Below are 16,190 nucleotides of genomic sequence, written 5' to 3' on the forward strand. Positions count from 1 at the left end.
TAGGCGCTACAGCCAAGCCGCTCTATTGATTAGGGTAACAAATAAATTATCCCTTGGAGCAAATAACCCCGATTTTCGAGATCATTAAACTTGGTTCTATGCCGCCAAATAATTTTGCTTTAAAACTTCTCTCACAATCTACTCCTAAAATCATCCCTCTTAAGCATGACTCGCTTAAGTTATAAATGGAGCAAACCTCCCCCACAGTTCTCAACTCAATTATCTCTCAACCGAGATTCGTTGACAATTTCATTAGGGGATAAAATCTCTCATCCAGAACCAGGAAAGTTATAAACTTCAGTTATACCTGAAAGTTTATCGCTAACCTGCTACCCTAAGTTTGGGGTCTTATTTGACTCAATGGCGACGTGATGATAGTCAACTATCCCACACTCACCTTAGGCAGAGAATGCGGCTGGCGGGAAACCAAAAGTCTTGTTTACCCGCCTAAGTTCCTAACCACGGGAACTAGGGTATTGGGGTCATGACACCCACAAATGTGTACCCGTTTGCAATTCTATCGTCTGAAGTTAAACCCTTTAAGGTGGATGCCAGGTTTTGCTAACCAGAAAACTGCGATGAATTCTATATTTTCACCGATTCAAAAAGTTCTAATTACATGGTTGCTGGTGTTAGTAACAGGTTGGGTCACGCTGAGTGCGCTGAGTTATGTGGGCGAAATCATTAGTATTTTGCTCACGGCGTCTCTGATTGCATTTTTGCTCAACTATGCCGTTCGGGTACTGCGACCCTTCTTACCTCGAACAGTGGCGGCGATTTTGGTTTATTTAGTCGCGGCGGTTTTTGTTGTCTTCATTGCCCTCACCCTAGCACCACCCGTATTTAATCAAGGACGGCAATTAGTGACTCGGTTTCCCGAATTACTCGAGCAAGGTCAACAGCAATTGGTGGACTTTCAAGCCTGGAGTGTGCAACATAATTTGCCCTTTGATGTGCGAATTTTAGGATCTCAACTGTTGGCACGTATCCAAGCTCAAGCCGAAGCGATCGCGTCAACGGGTTTGGGCTTGGTTGTGGGGACATTTAGCTGGTTTATCGACTTAATTTTAGTCCTCGTCCTTTCATTTTACATGCTCATTGATGGTGAACGATTATGGCGCGGGATTACCAGTATTGTCTCTGCCAAAATCCGTTATGGCTTAACTCAAGCACTGCGACGCAATCTTCAGCGGTTTGTATCGGGTCAACTCTTGCTGGGGTTATTTATGGCAACAACATTAACCTTGGGCTTCCGTTTATTACAAGTACCGTTTTTTCTGCTGTTTGCTGTTTTTATCGGCTTGATGGAGATTATTCCCTTTGTTGGTGCCACTCTGGGAATTGCTACCGTGGTCATTGTTGTCGCCTTTATTGATTGGTGGCTAGCCTTGGAAGTCTTGGGAGTATCTGTCGCCTTGCAACAGGTCAAAGATAATATAATTGCTCCGCGAATTATGGGCAATTTAACCGGTTTATCACCCGTGATTATTCTAACGTCTTTGTTATTGGGGGCGAAAATTGGCGGAATTTTAGGCGTCATTCTGGCGATTCCGGTGACGGGTGTGGTGAAAAGTTTGGCGGAAATTGTACTTGACCCCACGTTACCGCCTCAGACGGGAGATTTTTTCTCCAATCCTTTGAACGAAAAAAAATCCCCGGATACTTTAGCGATCGCTGCTAATCCCGATGCTGATTCTGACAGTTCTAGTCAAGAGGCTAGGGGAATGGAACAATCAGAGACAATTTAAGCCCTCAACTAAAGCCCTCAACTAAAGTTGGGGCTAAAAGCTTAAACCCGTTAAAACGGGTTCAAAGGCTTACCTAGTAAGCTCGATTCTTGCTTTAGCTCCAAGAGAAATTTATTGGCAGGCTTCTTAGGGTAAGCGACATTCACCTTAACCTATTTAAAGCGAACAACCTCTATACTAACGGGGTCAAGATAGGATCTCAGCATAAACCATGTCCTACCAGCGAGAAAAACAAGTTGCTATCCAAGCTGTAACGGCTGCGGCTCAATTATGTGAACAAGTGCGTCAGGAAGAGGGTTCCTTAACCCTAACCAAACCCGATCGCTCTCCGGTGACTGTGGCTGATTTTGGTACACAAGCGGTTATATGTCGGGTATTAGCCGAGGCGTTTCCCGGTGATTCCATTGTGGGAGAGGAAAACTCTAGCTTGTTGCGACAACCAGCGATGACCCAACAGTTGACAGGGGTGACGCATTATGTTAAATCCCAGATTGCTGAGGCGACACCGGAAAAGATTATCACCTGGATTGATCGGGGTACGGGTCAAGTGGCAGATCGCTATTGGACACTTGATCCGATTGATGGGACAAAAGGTTATGTCCGGGGTGACAATTACGCGATCGCCTTAGGGTTAATTGAAGACGGTGAGGTGAAACTGGGGGTGTTAGGATGTCCGGCGATTCCGATTCATCCTAACCAACCGGATGGCGATCGCGGCGTTCTGTTTGTCGGTGTCAAAGGACAAGGAACCACCCTAATCCCCCTCCCTGGAGGTCAACCTGAGACGATCCGTGTCAATGAATGCGATCGCATTGAGTCGCTTCGATTAGTCCAAAGTGTAGAATCGTCTCATGGGAACCCCGAATTGGAAGCGGTTATCACTCAATCCCTTGGTTTTATCAACCCTTCCCTCCAGATTGATTCCATGGTCAAATACGGCATCATTGCTAGAGGAGAAGCCGATCTTTACATCCGTTTACCGTTTCCCCTGGAGTCCTCAAAACGGCAAAATATATGGGATCATGCGGCTGGTGTCGTTGTCTTGGAAGAAGCTGGGGGACGAGTCACCGATATGTATGGTAAACCCTTAGACTTTGCCTGTGGAACTAAGCTTTTTAACAATCAGGGGATTATTGCCAGTAATGGGGCGATTCATGATGCGGTGTTAGCCGTCGTAGCACAGGAGATTCAAGCCTCTGAGACATCCAAATCCATACCCTAGGCTTATCAATAGTGTTGGGGCGGGTTGACCCACTTAGGGAAGTTTGTAACCGGTAATTTATCAACAAAACCCGTCCTGGCGTTGAATGTTCACAGCTAGATTTTACCCTTATCTTGTACCATTTTAAGCAAATTGTCGGGTGAGGAGAGCGTTCGCGTAGCGTTCCTAAAGGGTAGCGTAACGCACCGTTCTGAATACTAAAATTATGGAATAGATTTGATGGTTTGATGGGCGCACGTCGGTGCGCCCCTACGGTTTCTTCAATACGTTCGCGATATGTAACCACCAGATCAAAGTAGCGGGGCTTACGAATAAGAGGTAGGAGAGCTTGAATATCTGAACGCTGTAGATTATTATAATCTAGAGCTTCTTGTAATTCGCGATCGCGATAAGCAGTCAACTCATAAGTATCTACTTGTATGTTTTCCGTAGGGGATATAGGCTTGCGCCCATAAAACCGATAAAGTCTATTGCACTATTTTAAACTGGATGTCACTGACTTAAGTGGGGAATACCCAAGCTACGGTATATCAAGGGTTTCGGCGCTCCCAAAATGCACGCTTTTCAGTGCGATCGCGGTGGACAATTAGGTGGATTTTGTTGTCCCCTTTAAGATGAGTCTATTCATGTTATCCTAAATCTGCCCCTACATCTAGGTTGGGATCAGGGCGGGTTTTGTTGTGCAGTTTGAGGTGGATCTAAGTAGGTTGGTGGAAATAAACTCAACCATATTAAGTTATGTTAACAAGCCTCAAACCCTTACAAATGACGAATGACCAATGACGAATGACGTAGCTTGCTTCTCGCGAAAGCGAGTTCCCCACCGTTAACTTTAATTGTCCCCACCTACTTATTCATTTTATCCCTAAACCCGCCCCTACATCTGATGTCTTTTTTGATCAAGGGATTTCTACTTTAATTTCTTCTCCCAGACGTGCCATGGCACGTCTCTACATGGTTCCCCCATCCCTTACTACCCTAACGCCCCAATCTTTCCCTGGCTTTCTCACGCAAGTCGGCAGCTTTTTCATGATCCGGTTCCAATTGCAGGGCTTTATCCAGAGAAGGAATTGCTTCCGTGGTGCGCCCTAACGCCATCAGCGCTTCACCGCGAGTTGCCCAAGCATCGGCGGAGTTGCGATCCAGTTCAATCGCTTTGTCTAACGCTTGAACCGCCTCAGCGGAACGTCCCACCCCTTGCAGGGCTATGCCATAGCGAATCCACCCTCTGGCAAAATTGGGATAGTATCGAGTTACCCGTTCATAATGTCGCAGTGCGTCGATGATCTGGTTTTGTTGCCATAGGGCATCGGCTTTGCTGACTAAGGCGTCGGCATAATTAGATTGGTAAGCGAGGGCGTCATTACAGGCGACTAAGGCTTGTTCGGGTTGTCCTAATTGATTGAGACTGTAGCACCGTCCCCAATAGGCAGGGGCTAAGTCGGATTGCAGTTCGATCGCTTGATTGTAAACTAGGATCGCTTTCTCGTATTCTCCGGCTTGTCTTAAGTCTTCGGCTTCGGCGAGCAAGGATTCAGCCGTGGGTTCGGGGGTTGGTGAGGGAGAAGGAGAAGGAGAAGGAGTTGGGCTTGGGCTTTCCGGGGGGACATCCTCAATTTGAGACTGATGATTCAATTGAGAGGGGAGTAGAATCAGGGTGACGGTAACCATAGAACTAAACGCGATCGCGATCGTGGCAATTGTCCAAGGCTGCATCAACCATTGCCGAAATCCGCGGCTTCTACTGGTTGTTGACACCGTTGCAGTTGGTTCAAAGTCCTGAGGTTGACTTAGGGATACGGTAGCATCAGTCCGCCCCGGGGTGGGCTGAGAGGTTTGGGTGCGTCCAGTGTCTTGGGTTTGACTAGAACTAGAAGATGATTCGCTATTCGACTCCTCGACTTCAATCAGCGTCGATTCCGTTGGTGTCGCCTCCCACGCCTGAGTCTCAGCGGAATCAGCGGCTAAATTTTGACTCTCCTGATCCGTCGGCGCTTGGGGATCAACCAGGGGCGGCAATTCACACTCAGGGGTTAACGGTTGGGGGGGTGACGCCGACTCCAATAATGGCGCGGGTAAACTCTGGAAGGCTAATAGGGTTTCTGCTGCGGTTGCATAGCGATCGCGAAAATCATAGCGCACCATCTTATCCAGAATTTCCCCAAATTCTGGACTAATCTGCTTGGCATATTTGCGCCAGTTTAGTTCACCCGTATCGGAGTCTTCTTTAATATGTTTGGGATGAATTCCCGTTAATAACTGAATCCCAATAATCCCCACCGCATAAACATCACTACTATAGCGAGGTTTTCCGGCAAGTTGTTCATTGGGCATATATCCCTTAGTGCCGATAGAAATCGTCACATTGGTCAGCCCTGTTTCCGGATTCAGCGACTCACATCTCACCTGTTTCACCGCACCAAAATCAATCAGCACAATTCTGCCATCAGCGGCGCGGCGAATCAAATTGGCTGGCTTGATATCCCGGTGGATCACATGCTGTTGATGGACAAATGTTAGTACCTGCAATATATCTTGCAACAGGGATAGCACTTTTTCCTGTGACCACGTCAGATGAGAGTCTATCTCTTTACTTAAGGGTTGTCCTTGAATATATTCCTGAGCCAGATAAAATTCGTGATTTTCCTCAAAATGAGCCAAAAGCCGGGGAATCTGCTCATGATTACCCAGTCGATAGAGGACTTGAGCTTCCGTTTGGAACAGGCGTCTCGCCGTTTGCAGCCCTTCCTCATCATCATCACTCACTTGAGGTTTTAATTTTTTAACCACGCATTGGGGATGACCGGGCAAATGCATATCCCGCGCCAAGAAGGTTTGACCAAACCCTCCCACCCCTAGCTTTTCGATAACGTGATAGCGTCCGCCTAGAGGTTTATTGTCCCCAGCGTCTTGAGAACCCGACACCATCGTTTTTGTCAGCGCCCCTGTTGAATTTTTCTTCATCACTAGACACGTCCAGAAATTACACGTCAACCCACTATTCAAAGGGTGTTTGACTAATTTTTAGACAAGTCTAATTAACTATTGCATTGAAAACAGCACCCCACTAACTTGTCTTATTCTTTATCTGGCAATCGAACCTGAGTTCATTGTTTATTTTTTCCAAGATAGTCGCTAATTCACCGACAGGAAGTTTACCGACGAATCAGCTATTCTTGTTTCTTTTCAAGAATAACCTTGACCGATAACTGTCGTTCGATCAGTTTGAGGTCATTTAACTCTGGCTTACCCGACACGTTTCTGGAAACACTGCACGTTAGAGTCGGCTCACCTGACTCCGGGGAGCCAGATGCCTACCATGTTAATTATAGAGGCGATACTCACTCTCTAACAAAAAAGCGCTTAACATAAGGACATTCAAGTGTAAATTTACCAACGGAGCCAACAAGCTGAACCGCTGATGACCAAAGACTTTTGTCTGTTTTGTCTAGTCATCAACGCTGAGGTTTAATGGAATTATTTGCTCTACTGTTCACATTTGGGGCATCATTTTTATCTATGGCACGGAAAAATCAGCTAATCAACCGTCGCCGCTTTCTGGTTACCTCAGCCTTAACCAGTAGTGGATTGATCACCGCTAACCTATTATCGAAATCAGGATTAGCCCAGAGTACAGCACCTGGAATTGTCACCTCAGATAAAATGCGTCCACAAACCCCTTACGGGGTGGCTAGTGGCGATGTGACTAGCAATCAGGCGGTGATTTGGAGCAAGAGCGATCGCGTCAGCCGGATGATTGTAGACTATGATACCAGCGAATCCTTCCGCAACCCCTTCTGGGAATTTGTCGCTGGACCCCTGAACGCCGGAACGTTTGAACGGAAGCGGCTGGATAATACGTTTGGACCCCAGGTTAAGTTTCAAAGTGTCTCGTATGATTTAGCACCCAATCGTCCGCCCAGTGAGGGATTACAGTTTTTTGGCACGGTAAAAATTGATGGGAGGAGTGAGGTGATGACAGTCGCGCTGCATAATCTTGAAGGTAAAACCCTATACAGCGTTGATTTGATCCCAGAAGTTTAGCTGCTATAGGAGGCGTGTAGGGGCGACCTGATGCATAAATGCGCCCCCTCACCCTGAAACCTGTTCATGAAAAGTTTCTCATCATTTTTTTACATTTGTTCATAAACACTTCACCAGCCGTTCATCCAGGACTGGGAAACTCAAAGCAGTAGACATAGACGATGAGTTGACTGTCGGCATAAACGTACTGGGAGATATTTAATCATGAGACTGATGGTCTACTCTCACGATTCGTTCGGTCTCGGTAACATCCGCCGGATGCTAGCCATCTGCAATCACCTGCTTGATGCTATACCTGGACTCTCAATTTTAGTGGTATCAGGTTCGCCCGTGCTGCATAGCTTTCGGATGCCTCGGGGACTCGATTATATTAAACTACCTTGCTTTGGGCGCAATGAATCCGGTGAAGTGGCGGCTAAATATCTAAACACAGCCGCTGATGAAACGGTGAAACTGCGCTCTGACTTGATTAAAGTCGCAGCCGTCAATTTCAAGCCTGATTTGCTGTTGGTGGATAAAAAGCCCTACGGCTTACAAGAAGAGTTGAAAGCGACGCTGGACTACCTGAAACTCCGCCTTCCGGAAACCAAGCTGGTGTTGCTGTTGCGAGATATTTTGGACAGTCCTGAACCTACCATCAAAGAATGGCAAAAGTATGGCTACTATGACGCGCTGCAATGGTATTACGACCAAGTGCTAGTTGTGGGTATACCAGAGGTATTTGACCTTTCCAGGGAATATCAATTCTCACCCTGCATTGCCCAAAAAGTACGGTTCTGCGGCTATATCCGCCGAGACTATGGACACAAATCGCGTCACGTCCTACGTCAGGAATTGCAAATTCAGCCAGATGAGAAATTTGTTTTAGTCACACCGGGTGGTGGTGGTGATGGCTACAGTTTAGTCGATACCTATCGGCAAGGATTAGCACAGTTATCCCCTCAGCATAGCATCAAAAGCTTGATTATTTCCGGACCGGAAATGCCACTTTTTCAGAGACAAGCATTGCAGGAGAAAATCCAGCAGTATCCACAGGTTCAGATTTGCGAATTTACCGACGACATTGCCAGTTACATGGATGCAGCTGATGCCGTTGTTTCTATGGGTGGCTATAACACCATTTGCGAAATTATCTCCTTGAATAAACGGGCAGTTGTGGTTCCCCGGATTAAACCGGTTCAAGAGCAATGGATTCGCGCCGAACGCATGGCTGGTCTTGGTTTATTCAAAACTATTCATCCCGATTGGCTGACACCTGCGGCTTTGATGGATGCCGTTTTAGAACAACTCAATAGCAGAAGTCATCATTTTCCCCCTGTCTCTCGTTTGGACTTGGATGCACTGCATCAGATTGCCCAAGATATCCACACCTTGCTACATAGTCCGACAACCAGACTTGTATCCAAAAAGCCCATTCTTTTTCCCCAAGTTATTTCCACACAACAAGCTTGATTATCATTGACAAAATGACCAACAACAACCTGGAGGTATTGATCCGATGAAAAAACTTATGTTTTATTGCCAACACATTCTGGGAATTGGACATCTAATCCGCAGCATGGAAATTGTCCGGGGTCTGATCCCAGATTTTCACGTATGTTTTATTAATGGTGGGGAAGTGATCCAGGGATTTAAAGTCCCTCCAGAGATTGAAATAGTCAATCTGCCAGCGATTAAAACCGACTCGGAATTTCAAAACCTGCAAATTCCCGCCGGGTTCAACAGCTTAGACGAAGTTTTAGAGATTCGCAAAAATCAATTGCTGGAGATATTCGGGCAGTTCCAACCCGATGTTATCATGGTTGAGCTATTTCCCTTTGGCAGACGGCGATTTTCGGCTGAATTAATTCCGCTTCTTGAAGAGGCTAAAGCCAAAGGAACCAAAATTGTTAGCAGTTTGCGCGATATCGTAGTCACCAAGCAAAATCAGGTACGTCATGAAGAGAAAGTTTGTCGGTTAATGAATCAGTATTTTGATATGTTACTGATTCATGGTGATCCCCAATTCGTACCGTTGGCAGAGAGTTTTTCGCGGGTGGATGATCTTAATTGTCAGGTACATTACACTGGCTATGTCGTGCAGCGCCCCCCAGAGATTCAGGCTATGCCTACTCTGAGAAAACCGATGATTTTGGTGAGTGTTGGCGGCGGTAGATTTGGACATGATTTACTCGAATCTATGATTAAAACAGCACCAATTTTACAAGCAAGGTTACCTGATCATATCCAGATGTTTACCGGACCTTTCGTTCCCGACGCCGTGTTTGCCAAACTGCAAAATCTGGCAGCAGGTCAAACCAATATCACGATTGAACGTTATACCCCTCACCTGTTGAATTATATGCAACAGGCTGATTTGTCGATTAGTATGTCGGGATACAACACGACGATGAATATTTTGATGACGGGGGTTCGGGCAATGATTTTGCCGTTTACGGGCAATAATGATCAAGAACAGACGATTCGTGCCAAAAAGTTAGAACAGCTAGGCATTGTCAAAACAATTTGTTCCGAAGACTTACAAGCCGAAACCTTGGCCCACAAAATAATCACCTATCTCAACGAACAACCAACAGCCGCTACGTTTGATTTCAATGGTGTGGATAAGACAAGTGCTTGTTTGCGGCAGCTTTTCCAGAACCAAGAGGTGGCGGCGTGACCTATTTGTGAAGACAACTTAAGGCGGGCGACCCGAGTAATTTTAGTGGATTTGAATTGTTAATTTAGGTAGGCGGGTCGCCCCTACTGTGGATTTGAATTGTTAATTTAGGTAGGCGGGTCGCCCCGACAGGGCTTACACAGGTGTTCCGATGAGACTCTTCTCATAAAAGTTTCATTAAGAGTTCATGTAGATTTGTAAAGCTATGTATAGCAGCATCAAAGCTGTTACTCAAGTTAACCCCTAGCTGATTCAGCAGGGTCGGAAACCTGGAGAATTGTAGTCCTGCGCCTTCTCATCCGTTAAATCCTTCTGCCCAATCAGCTACCGTAATCATGAGAGACAAAGTTTGTATAACTACCCTAGAATATCCCCCTGATGTTGGGGGTGTGGGCGAGTCGGCTCAGCGTATCGCTCAAATGTTACAGGATTTAGGCTATAAAGTCCACGTTGCGGTTTTCCGAGCGGTTTTCCGGACTGAACGAGAAAAAGCGTTGGCTGGCGAATACAGACGCTCTAGTTGTCAAACGACTGAACAGAATGGGATTATGGTGCATCGCCTCAAGCCAGCCATTCGTTCGACGAGTGCAAAAGAACAAGATTATTTGTGCGATATTTATAGTCAATTAAAACAGTTATATCAAATCCATGGATTTGATATATTTCACGCCTTTTTTATTAACGAAACTGGGTTTTTAACCACAGTTCTGGCGCGGGAAAACAATCTGCCTGTGATCAATAGTGTTCGCGGTGCTGACCTGCATAAACATAGTTTTAGTCCCCAGCAGCATGGACAAATTACCTGGACGCTGGATAATTCTTCATGGGTAACATTTGTTAGTCAGGATTTAATGCATCGAGCTAGGGTATTGGTTCCCAGTATCCAGGAAAAATCCTCAGCCTTTTTAAACGCGATCGCGCCCATTAATTTTGACCAATTTACCACCCCGGCGTTAGTTGAGCAGTTTCGGGGAACAGTGATTGGTTCAGTGGGTAATTTCCGCGATAAAAAAGGATTAGAATATTTACTAGATGCTTGTGCTGAACTGGCTCAAGAAACCGAATTGACGCTGCTGCTGGTGGGAGATTTTGTCCAAAAAGAGCGGGGGTACTGGGAACAAGAACTTCGCCGTAGTGGTATTGCTAATCAAGTGTTAATTACTGGAAAGATTAGCCGCCAAGACGCCTTAGCTTACCTGCCTTATATGGATATTTTTGCCATTCCCTCCCTACATGATGGCTGTCCCAATGCTTTATTGGAAGCAATGCTGGCAGGTAAAGCCATTGTGGGAACCACGGTTGATGCGATTGGTGAGATTTTGGAAAATAGGATTGATGCTTTGCTGGTAAATCCTGCCTCTAGCCAGGAATTAACCCGGGCATTCCGAGAGTTGATTCATCAGCCAAGTTTACGCCAACAGTTAGGAATTGCCGCTCAGAGTAAAGTTAAAACCCAACTTACTCCTTCTGGAGAACAACAGAACTGGAACTGGGTGTATCAGCAGGTTTTAAAACAGCAAGAGCTTCCGGCTATGGCTAGGGTTAGGTTGGTTTAATGGGTGGTTGTTGATTGTTGATTGTTTATTGGTCACTGAAATATACTGAACTTCCTACTCTTCTACTTCTATCCTTCCACACTCAACTGAACTTGATAATGAAACAAAAACGCCCAGAAAACATACAGCAAGCCTTACCCGCAATGAAGCGGATTGTGCAGCGATTTTGGCCCCAAATCCGTAAGCAGAGCGTTTTACTTATGATCGCATGCTTGGGACTGGTAGGTGAAATTGTGATCCGACTCTTAGAACCGTGGCCCCTAAAATTAATTTTTGACCGCTTAATTGTGCCGGATGTGGCTACGCCTGACCTGACTATCCCCTTACTCGATAATGCCGACCCGATTGTACTGCTGACGGTCTTAAGCGTGGCGATTGTGGTGGCGACGGGGTTGCGTTCTGTGGCGGCTTATATTGGTTTGGTGGGGATGTCTCTAGCGGCGACTCGTATTGTTACCGATATCCGCGCCCGACTCTATGCTCACTTGCAGCGTCTGTCCCTTTCCTTCCACAACCGGGCAAAAAGTGGTGATTTGATTACTCGCATTACTAATGATACTGACAAACTGCGTGAGGTAGCAGTAACGGCAGCTTTACCACTGATTGTTAACTCCCTCACCTTTGTTGGTATAGTGAGCGTGATGTTTTGGCTGAATCGGGAATTAACCCTGATTGCGATCACGATTTTTCCCCTGTTTGTGATCTCAACCTTGAAAATTAGCCAACGGATTCACGGAATTGCCCGCATTCAGCGCAAACGGGAAGGGGCAATGGCGGCGACGGTGGCGGAATCGATGGGGGCGATTAAAGTGGTGCAAGCCCTCTCTTTGGAGGGAATGTTAGAGGATTCCTTTGCTAGCCAAAACCAGAAGAGTTTAGCAGAAGGGGCGCAGACGCAGCGATTGTCGGCTGGATTACAACGCACGGTAGAAATATTAGTGGCGATCGCAACGGCATTGGTGTTGTGGCGCGGGGTACAATTGGTCATGGCGAAGGTGGTGACACCGGGAGATTTACTAGTATTTATCACCTACCTGAAAACCGCCTTTAAACCCACACGCCAATTGGCTAGGTATACGGCACAGATTGCCAAAGCCACTGCCTGCGGAGAACGGATAATTGACCTCCTGGATACGATTCCTGACATTCGGGATACCCGGGGTGCCGTGGAAGCGCCCCCTTTCCGAGGTGCAGTCCATTTCCAAAATGTTAGCTTTGGCTATGAACCCGATAAAGGTATATTAGACGGTCTCAACTTTCAGGTGCAAGGGGGTCAACGGGTGGCATTAGTGGGTCCTTCTGGGGGCGGCAAGTCTACGTTAGTTAGTTTACTCCTGCGCCTCTATGACCCCTTGGAAGGGCAAATTCTCATTGACGGACATGACTTGCGAGAATACAAACTAGAATCCTTGCGCCGTCAAATTAGTATTGTCCTGCAAGATAGCGTTTTATTTGCCACCACTGTGCGGGACAATATCGCTTATGGTTCCCTGGGTGCGACGGAGGATGAGATTATCGTCGCCGCGCATCTGGCGAATGCTCACGATTTTATCATGGCACTGCCCCAAGGCTATGACACCATCCTGGGAGAACGGGGGGCGACACTTTCAGGTGGACAACGACAACGGATTGCGATTGCGCGGGCGGCAGTACGTCAAGCACCAATTGTGATTTTAGACGAACCAACCGTTGGTTTAGATAACGAAAATGAACGCGCTGTTAGCGAAGCATTAGAACGATTAACTTATAATTCTACTACATTTCTGATTACCCACGACTTGAGATCTGCCACCTCAGCCGACCAGATTTTATATATCGAGAAAGGCAGAATCTTAGAACGCGGGACTCATGCCGAACTCATGGGTCTAGGTCAGCGGTACGCCACCCTTTATCGGCTACAAGTTGCCATTGAAACTCATGATTCTGCTCAACCTTCATCCCGGCATAACACCGCTCAAATCGGGCTTTAGATGTCGCCAAATGTTATCTGTAAAACCAGCCCCTACACCCCCTGTTTTTCTATCCCTTGTCCTATCGCATTTCCATTTGTCCTCTACTTTGTTTCTGTTAAAGATTAAACCAAATTGATAGTATGTCTGCCCTCGTCTACCCATCCTCAAATCCCTCTGTTTTACCCGAAAATGTCAATCAAAATGTAACGAATGCACCGCTTTTTAAGGGGAGCAATTCAATTCTCAATCACCAATCACCTGGCACAGGAGTTATTTTAATACGTCATGGTCGAAGTACATATAACGAACAGGGACGATATCAAGGCAGTTGTGATGATTCCGTCTTAACTGAACCAGGGCGCAAGTTGGCTTATGAAACGGGTCTAATTCTCAAAGAACTGCCCATCGACGCCATTTATACCAGCCCCCTAAAACGCACCCAGCAAACTGCCCATGAAATTATAGCCGCAATTAGCACCGTTACTGATAAGTTACCACCTTTACGAGTAACTGAAACGCTCAAAGAAATTAATATCCCAGCTTGGGAAGGCTTACCTTTTCAGTATGTGCGCGAACAATTTTCCCAAGCATATTGCTGCTGGAAAGAACATCCTCACCAGTTTCAGATGGGGGTGTCGGGGTGCAAGGGTGCAGATGTACACAGGTGCGGAGGAGACAAGGGAGAATTTTACCAATCCCAAATCACCAATCCCCGATTCCCTGTCCTTGAACTTTATGCACAAGCCCAACAATTTTGGCAAGACATTTTACCTCATCATTCTGGTCAAACCATCTTAATTGTGGGTCACGGCGGTACAAACCGCGCCTTGATTAGTACAGCAATCGGTTTAACACCTAATCGCTTTCATACTCTGCAACAGTGTAACTGTGGTATGAGTGTCTTACATTTTCCCGCAGGTGTGCCTCAGTCAGCCCAACTAGAAGCCTTGAATATTACCACCCATCTGGGGAAAACCCTACCCAAACTAAAGGAAGGGCGTCAAGGTTTACGCTTGTTACTGATACCCTCTGGTGACATTCATCCTCAGCAAATTCAAAAACTAACCCAATTACTGGAAGATGTAACCCTTAACTTCAGTATTAATCATGACCGCGACAATGCCCAAGTCACAGCGGCACAAATTCTGCAATACCATCCAGAAACTTTACAGCTACAGGTATCGCGAAATGATTTCCCCCAAGTTTGGCAACAAACCATTGACGCGAACGCTGCATCAGGGATGATGGATTCCCAGCCATTACTAACAGGACTAATTGTGGCGAGTGAGGCAATCCTCAAACGCTTTCTCGGTCAAACACTTGGGATCAGTACCAATCAATTGAATCATTTACCTCTTCACCAGGGAAAAATTAGCGTTATCCACTATCCCTGTGCTAATCAAGCCCCTGTAGTGCAAGGGATAAATATCGGGGAGATAGGCAGACAATGATATTGTTTCCAATTGTTTTGGATTGTCTAAAAAATTCCCACAAACACATCCAACTCCTCGGCGTACCCTCTGCGTCATCCTCTGGGTGCTCTGGGTTAAAAAAACGTGAATTCCGATGCTAGCAGATTTAATGTAAACCATGAACAATCAACAATCAACCATGAAAATAGCATTATTAGTAGGAACATTCCCCACCTTGTCTGTATCATTCATCCTCAATCAAATAAAAGGCTTACTCGATGATGGACATGAGGTTGATATCTATGCCATCGACGGTCGCCCGGAGGATGTATCTAAGGTACATCCCATTGTCAAGGAATACAAGCTCTTAGATCGTACCTACTACCCACCCGAACGTCCCCAAAATGACGGGTGGCGTTGGCTGAAACTCTTAGGATTATTGCTGGTTAATCTCGATAAAAATCCTTTAGTTTTACTGCAACTGATAGATAAGACAAGATTTGGCAAAGAAGCTAAATACCAACGATTACTCTACAAAGCCATTCCCTTCTTGAACCGAAAGTCCTACGATATCATTCACTGTCAGTTTGGTATTTTTGGAATCATGGCTCTGGCGTTTCGAGATATTGGTATAATTAATGGTAAAATTCTTACCACGTTTCGGGGGTATGATATTAGTAAGTACCTGCAAAAGCGGGGGGATAGAGTTTATGATCGGCTTTTTGAACAAGGCGATTTTTTTCTCACCAATTGCGACTATTTCCGACAGCGTGCCATCCAGATAGGTGGCGACGAAAATAAAATTCGGGTTCTTGGTTCAGGAATTGATTGCCATAAATTTGCCTTCACTCCCCGTTATTTTCCGGCTGATGGTCGCGTGAGAATTGTCTCAATAGGTCGCCTGATTGAAAAGAAAGGAATCGAGTACGGGATTCGCGCGATCGCTCAACTTGCCCAAGTTTACCCTAACCTTGAATATAACATTATTGGCGATGGTCTGCTCAAGGAAGATTTCTCAAACCTGATAGCTGAACTTGGCGTCGGTCATATCGTGAACTTGTTGGGATGGAAACAGCAGGAAGAACTGGTAAAAATTCTGGATAAATCTCACATTCTAATTGCCCCTTCTGTGACAGCGGCTGATGGGAATCAGGATGCACCTGTGAACACTTTAAAAGAAGCAATGGCGATGGGATTACCTGTAATTGGCACCTTACATGGTGGTATTCCCGAATTAATCGAAAATGGGATTTCGGGTTTCTTAGTCCCTGAACGTGATCCTGATGCCATTGCCCAAAATGTTAGCTATCTCATTGAACATCCAGAACTCTGGCAATCAATGGGTCAGGCTGGTCGAACCCTTGTTGAACAAAAATATGATATGTATAAACTGAATCAGGAACTATTAGAAATTTATCAACAATTGTTGAATTCCAACTTACCTCAGCCTCAGTTTTCCACTCAATCCGTAGAAGCTGGTTCTTCTGTTTTCATTACCACAGTCTAGTCTGGCTACGTCTCTACTCAATCAGGGCGGGTTTAGTTACATCTGGGTGAGGTCAGAAACGATAGTAGTGAAACCCGCCCCGACAAAAAA

10 protein-coding genes are annotated in these 16,190 nt (G+C 45.9%); 9 read left to right on the top strand and 1 reads right to left on the bottom strand.

The features are described from left to right. Nucleotides 1-578 precede the first annotated feature (578 nt). Nucleotides 579-1,748 (top strand): AI-2E family transporter, encoded by a 1,170-nt coding sequence (locus tag ACLFWI_RS01260; protein WP_446411384.1) that lies wholly within the window; start codon nt 579-581, stop codon nt 1,746-1,748. A gap of 211 nt (nt 1,749-1,959) precedes the next feature. Further along, nucleotides 1,960-2,970 carry a 3'(2'),5'-bisphosphate nucleotidase gene (locus ACLFWI_RS01265; protein ID WP_446411385.1) on the top strand — a complete coding sequence of 337 codons (1,011 nt, stop codon included), beginning with the start codon at nt 1,960-1,962 and terminating at the stop codon, nt 2,968-2,970. Between the two features lie 978 nt (nt 2,971-3,948). Here the strand turns inward: ACLFWI_RS01265 and ACLFWI_RS01270 are convergent. Further along, entirely contained in the window at nt 3,949-5,934 is a 1,986-nt protein-coding gene (locus ACLFWI_RS01270) for a protein kinase domain-containing protein (protein WP_446411386.1), read from the bottom strand. A gap of 555 nt (nt 5,935-6,489) precedes the next feature. On the opposite strand from ACLFWI_RS01270, the gene ACLFWI_RS01275 reads away from it, so the two are divergent. From ACLFWI_RS01275 to ACLFWI_RS01305, 7 genes are all read left to right on the top strand, one after another. Then, complete coding sequence (locus ACLFWI_RS01275; protein ID WP_446411387.1) at nt 6,490-7,014, top strand: hypothetical protein; 525 nt, start codon at nt 6,490-6,492, stop codon at nt 7,012-7,014. A 204-nt stretch (nt 7,015-7,218) separates the two neighbouring features. Then, the gene (locus ACLFWI_RS01280) at nt 7,219-8,466 is read left to right on the top strand and encodes a glycosyltransferase family protein (protein ID WP_446411388.1); all 1,248 of its coding nucleotides are present in this window, start codon (nt 7,219-7,221) and stop codon (nt 8,464-8,466) included. A 46-nt stretch (nt 8,467-8,512) separates the two neighbouring features. Beyond that, the gene (locus ACLFWI_RS01285) at nt 8,513-9,673 is read left to right on the top strand and encodes a glycosyltransferase family protein (protein ID WP_446411389.1); all 1,161 of its coding nucleotides are present in this window, start codon (nt 8,513-8,515) and stop codon (nt 9,671-9,673) included. A 335-nt stretch (nt 9,674-10,008) separates the two neighbouring features. Continuing rightward, entirely contained in the window at nt 10,009-11,229 is a 1,221-nt protein-coding gene (locus ACLFWI_RS01290) for a glycosyltransferase (protein ID WP_446411390.1), read from the top strand. A gap of 98 nt (nt 11,230-11,327) precedes the next feature. Continuing rightward, entirely contained in the window at nt 11,328-13,199 is a 1,872-nt protein-coding gene (locus tag ACLFWI_RS01295) for an ABC transporter ATP-binding protein (protein WP_446411391.1), read from the top strand. A 122-nt stretch (nt 13,200-13,321) separates the two neighbouring features. Further along, nucleotides 13,322-14,632, top strand: a complete 1,311-nt coding sequence (locus ACLFWI_RS01300; protein WP_446411392.1) for a histidine phosphatase family protein — start codon at nt 13,322-13,324, stop codon at nt 14,630-14,632. Nucleotides 14,633-14,792: 160 nt separating this feature from the next. Then, the gene (locus ACLFWI_RS01305; protein ID WP_446411393.1) at nt 14,793-16,100 is read left to right on the top strand and encodes a glycosyltransferase; all 1,308 of its coding nucleotides are present in this window, start codon (nt 14,793-14,795) and stop codon (nt 16,098-16,100) included. Nucleotides 16,101-16,190: the final 90 nt, after the last annotated feature.

Source organism: Coleofasciculus sp., assembly GCF_046539235.1.
Classification (GTDB): domain Bacteria; phylum Cyanobacteriota; class Cyanobacteriia; order Cyanobacteriales; family Coleofasciculaceae; genus Coleofasciculus.

Excerpts from the sequence above, each read along its gene's own strand:
- ACLFWI_RS01265 (WP_446411385.1), top strand. The coding sequence starts at position 1,960 with ATGTCCTACCAGCGAGAAAAACAAGTTGCTATCCAAGCTGTAACGGCT.
- ACLFWI_RS01285 (WP_446411389.1), top strand. The coding sequence starts at position 8,513 with ATGAAAAAACTTATGTTTTATTGCCAACACATTCTGGGAATTGGACAT.
- ACLFWI_RS01260 (WP_446411384.1), top strand. The coding sequence starts at position 579 with ATGAATTCTATATTTTCACCGATTCAAAAAGTTCTAATTACATGGTTG.
- ACLFWI_RS01275 (WP_446411387.1), top strand. The coding sequence starts at position 6,490 with ATGGCACGGAAAAATCAGCTAATCAACCGTCGCCGCTTTCTGGTTACC.
- ACLFWI_RS01270 (WP_446411386.1), bottom strand. The coding sequence starts at position 5,934 with ATGAAGAAAAATTCAACAGGGGCGCTGACAAAAACGATGGTGTCGGGT.
- ACLFWI_RS01295 (WP_446411391.1), top strand. The coding sequence starts at position 11,328 with ATGAAACAAAAACGCCCAGAAAACATACAGCAAGCCTTACCCGCAATG.
- ACLFWI_RS01280 (WP_446411388.1), top strand. The coding sequence starts at position 7,219 with ATGAGACTGATGGTCTACTCTCACGATTCGTTCGGTCTCGGTAACATC.
- ACLFWI_RS01305 (WP_446411393.1), top strand. The coding sequence starts at position 14,793 with ATGAAAATAGCATTATTAGTAGGAACATTCCCCACCTTGTCTGTATCA.
- ACLFWI_RS01290 (WP_446411390.1), top strand. The coding sequence starts at position 10,009 with ATGAGAGACAAAGTTTGTATAACTACCCTAGAATATCCCCCTGATGTT.
- ACLFWI_RS01300 (WP_446411392.1), top strand. The coding sequence starts at position 13,322 with ATGTCTGCCCTCGTCTACCCATCCTCAAATCCCTCTGTTTTACCCGAA.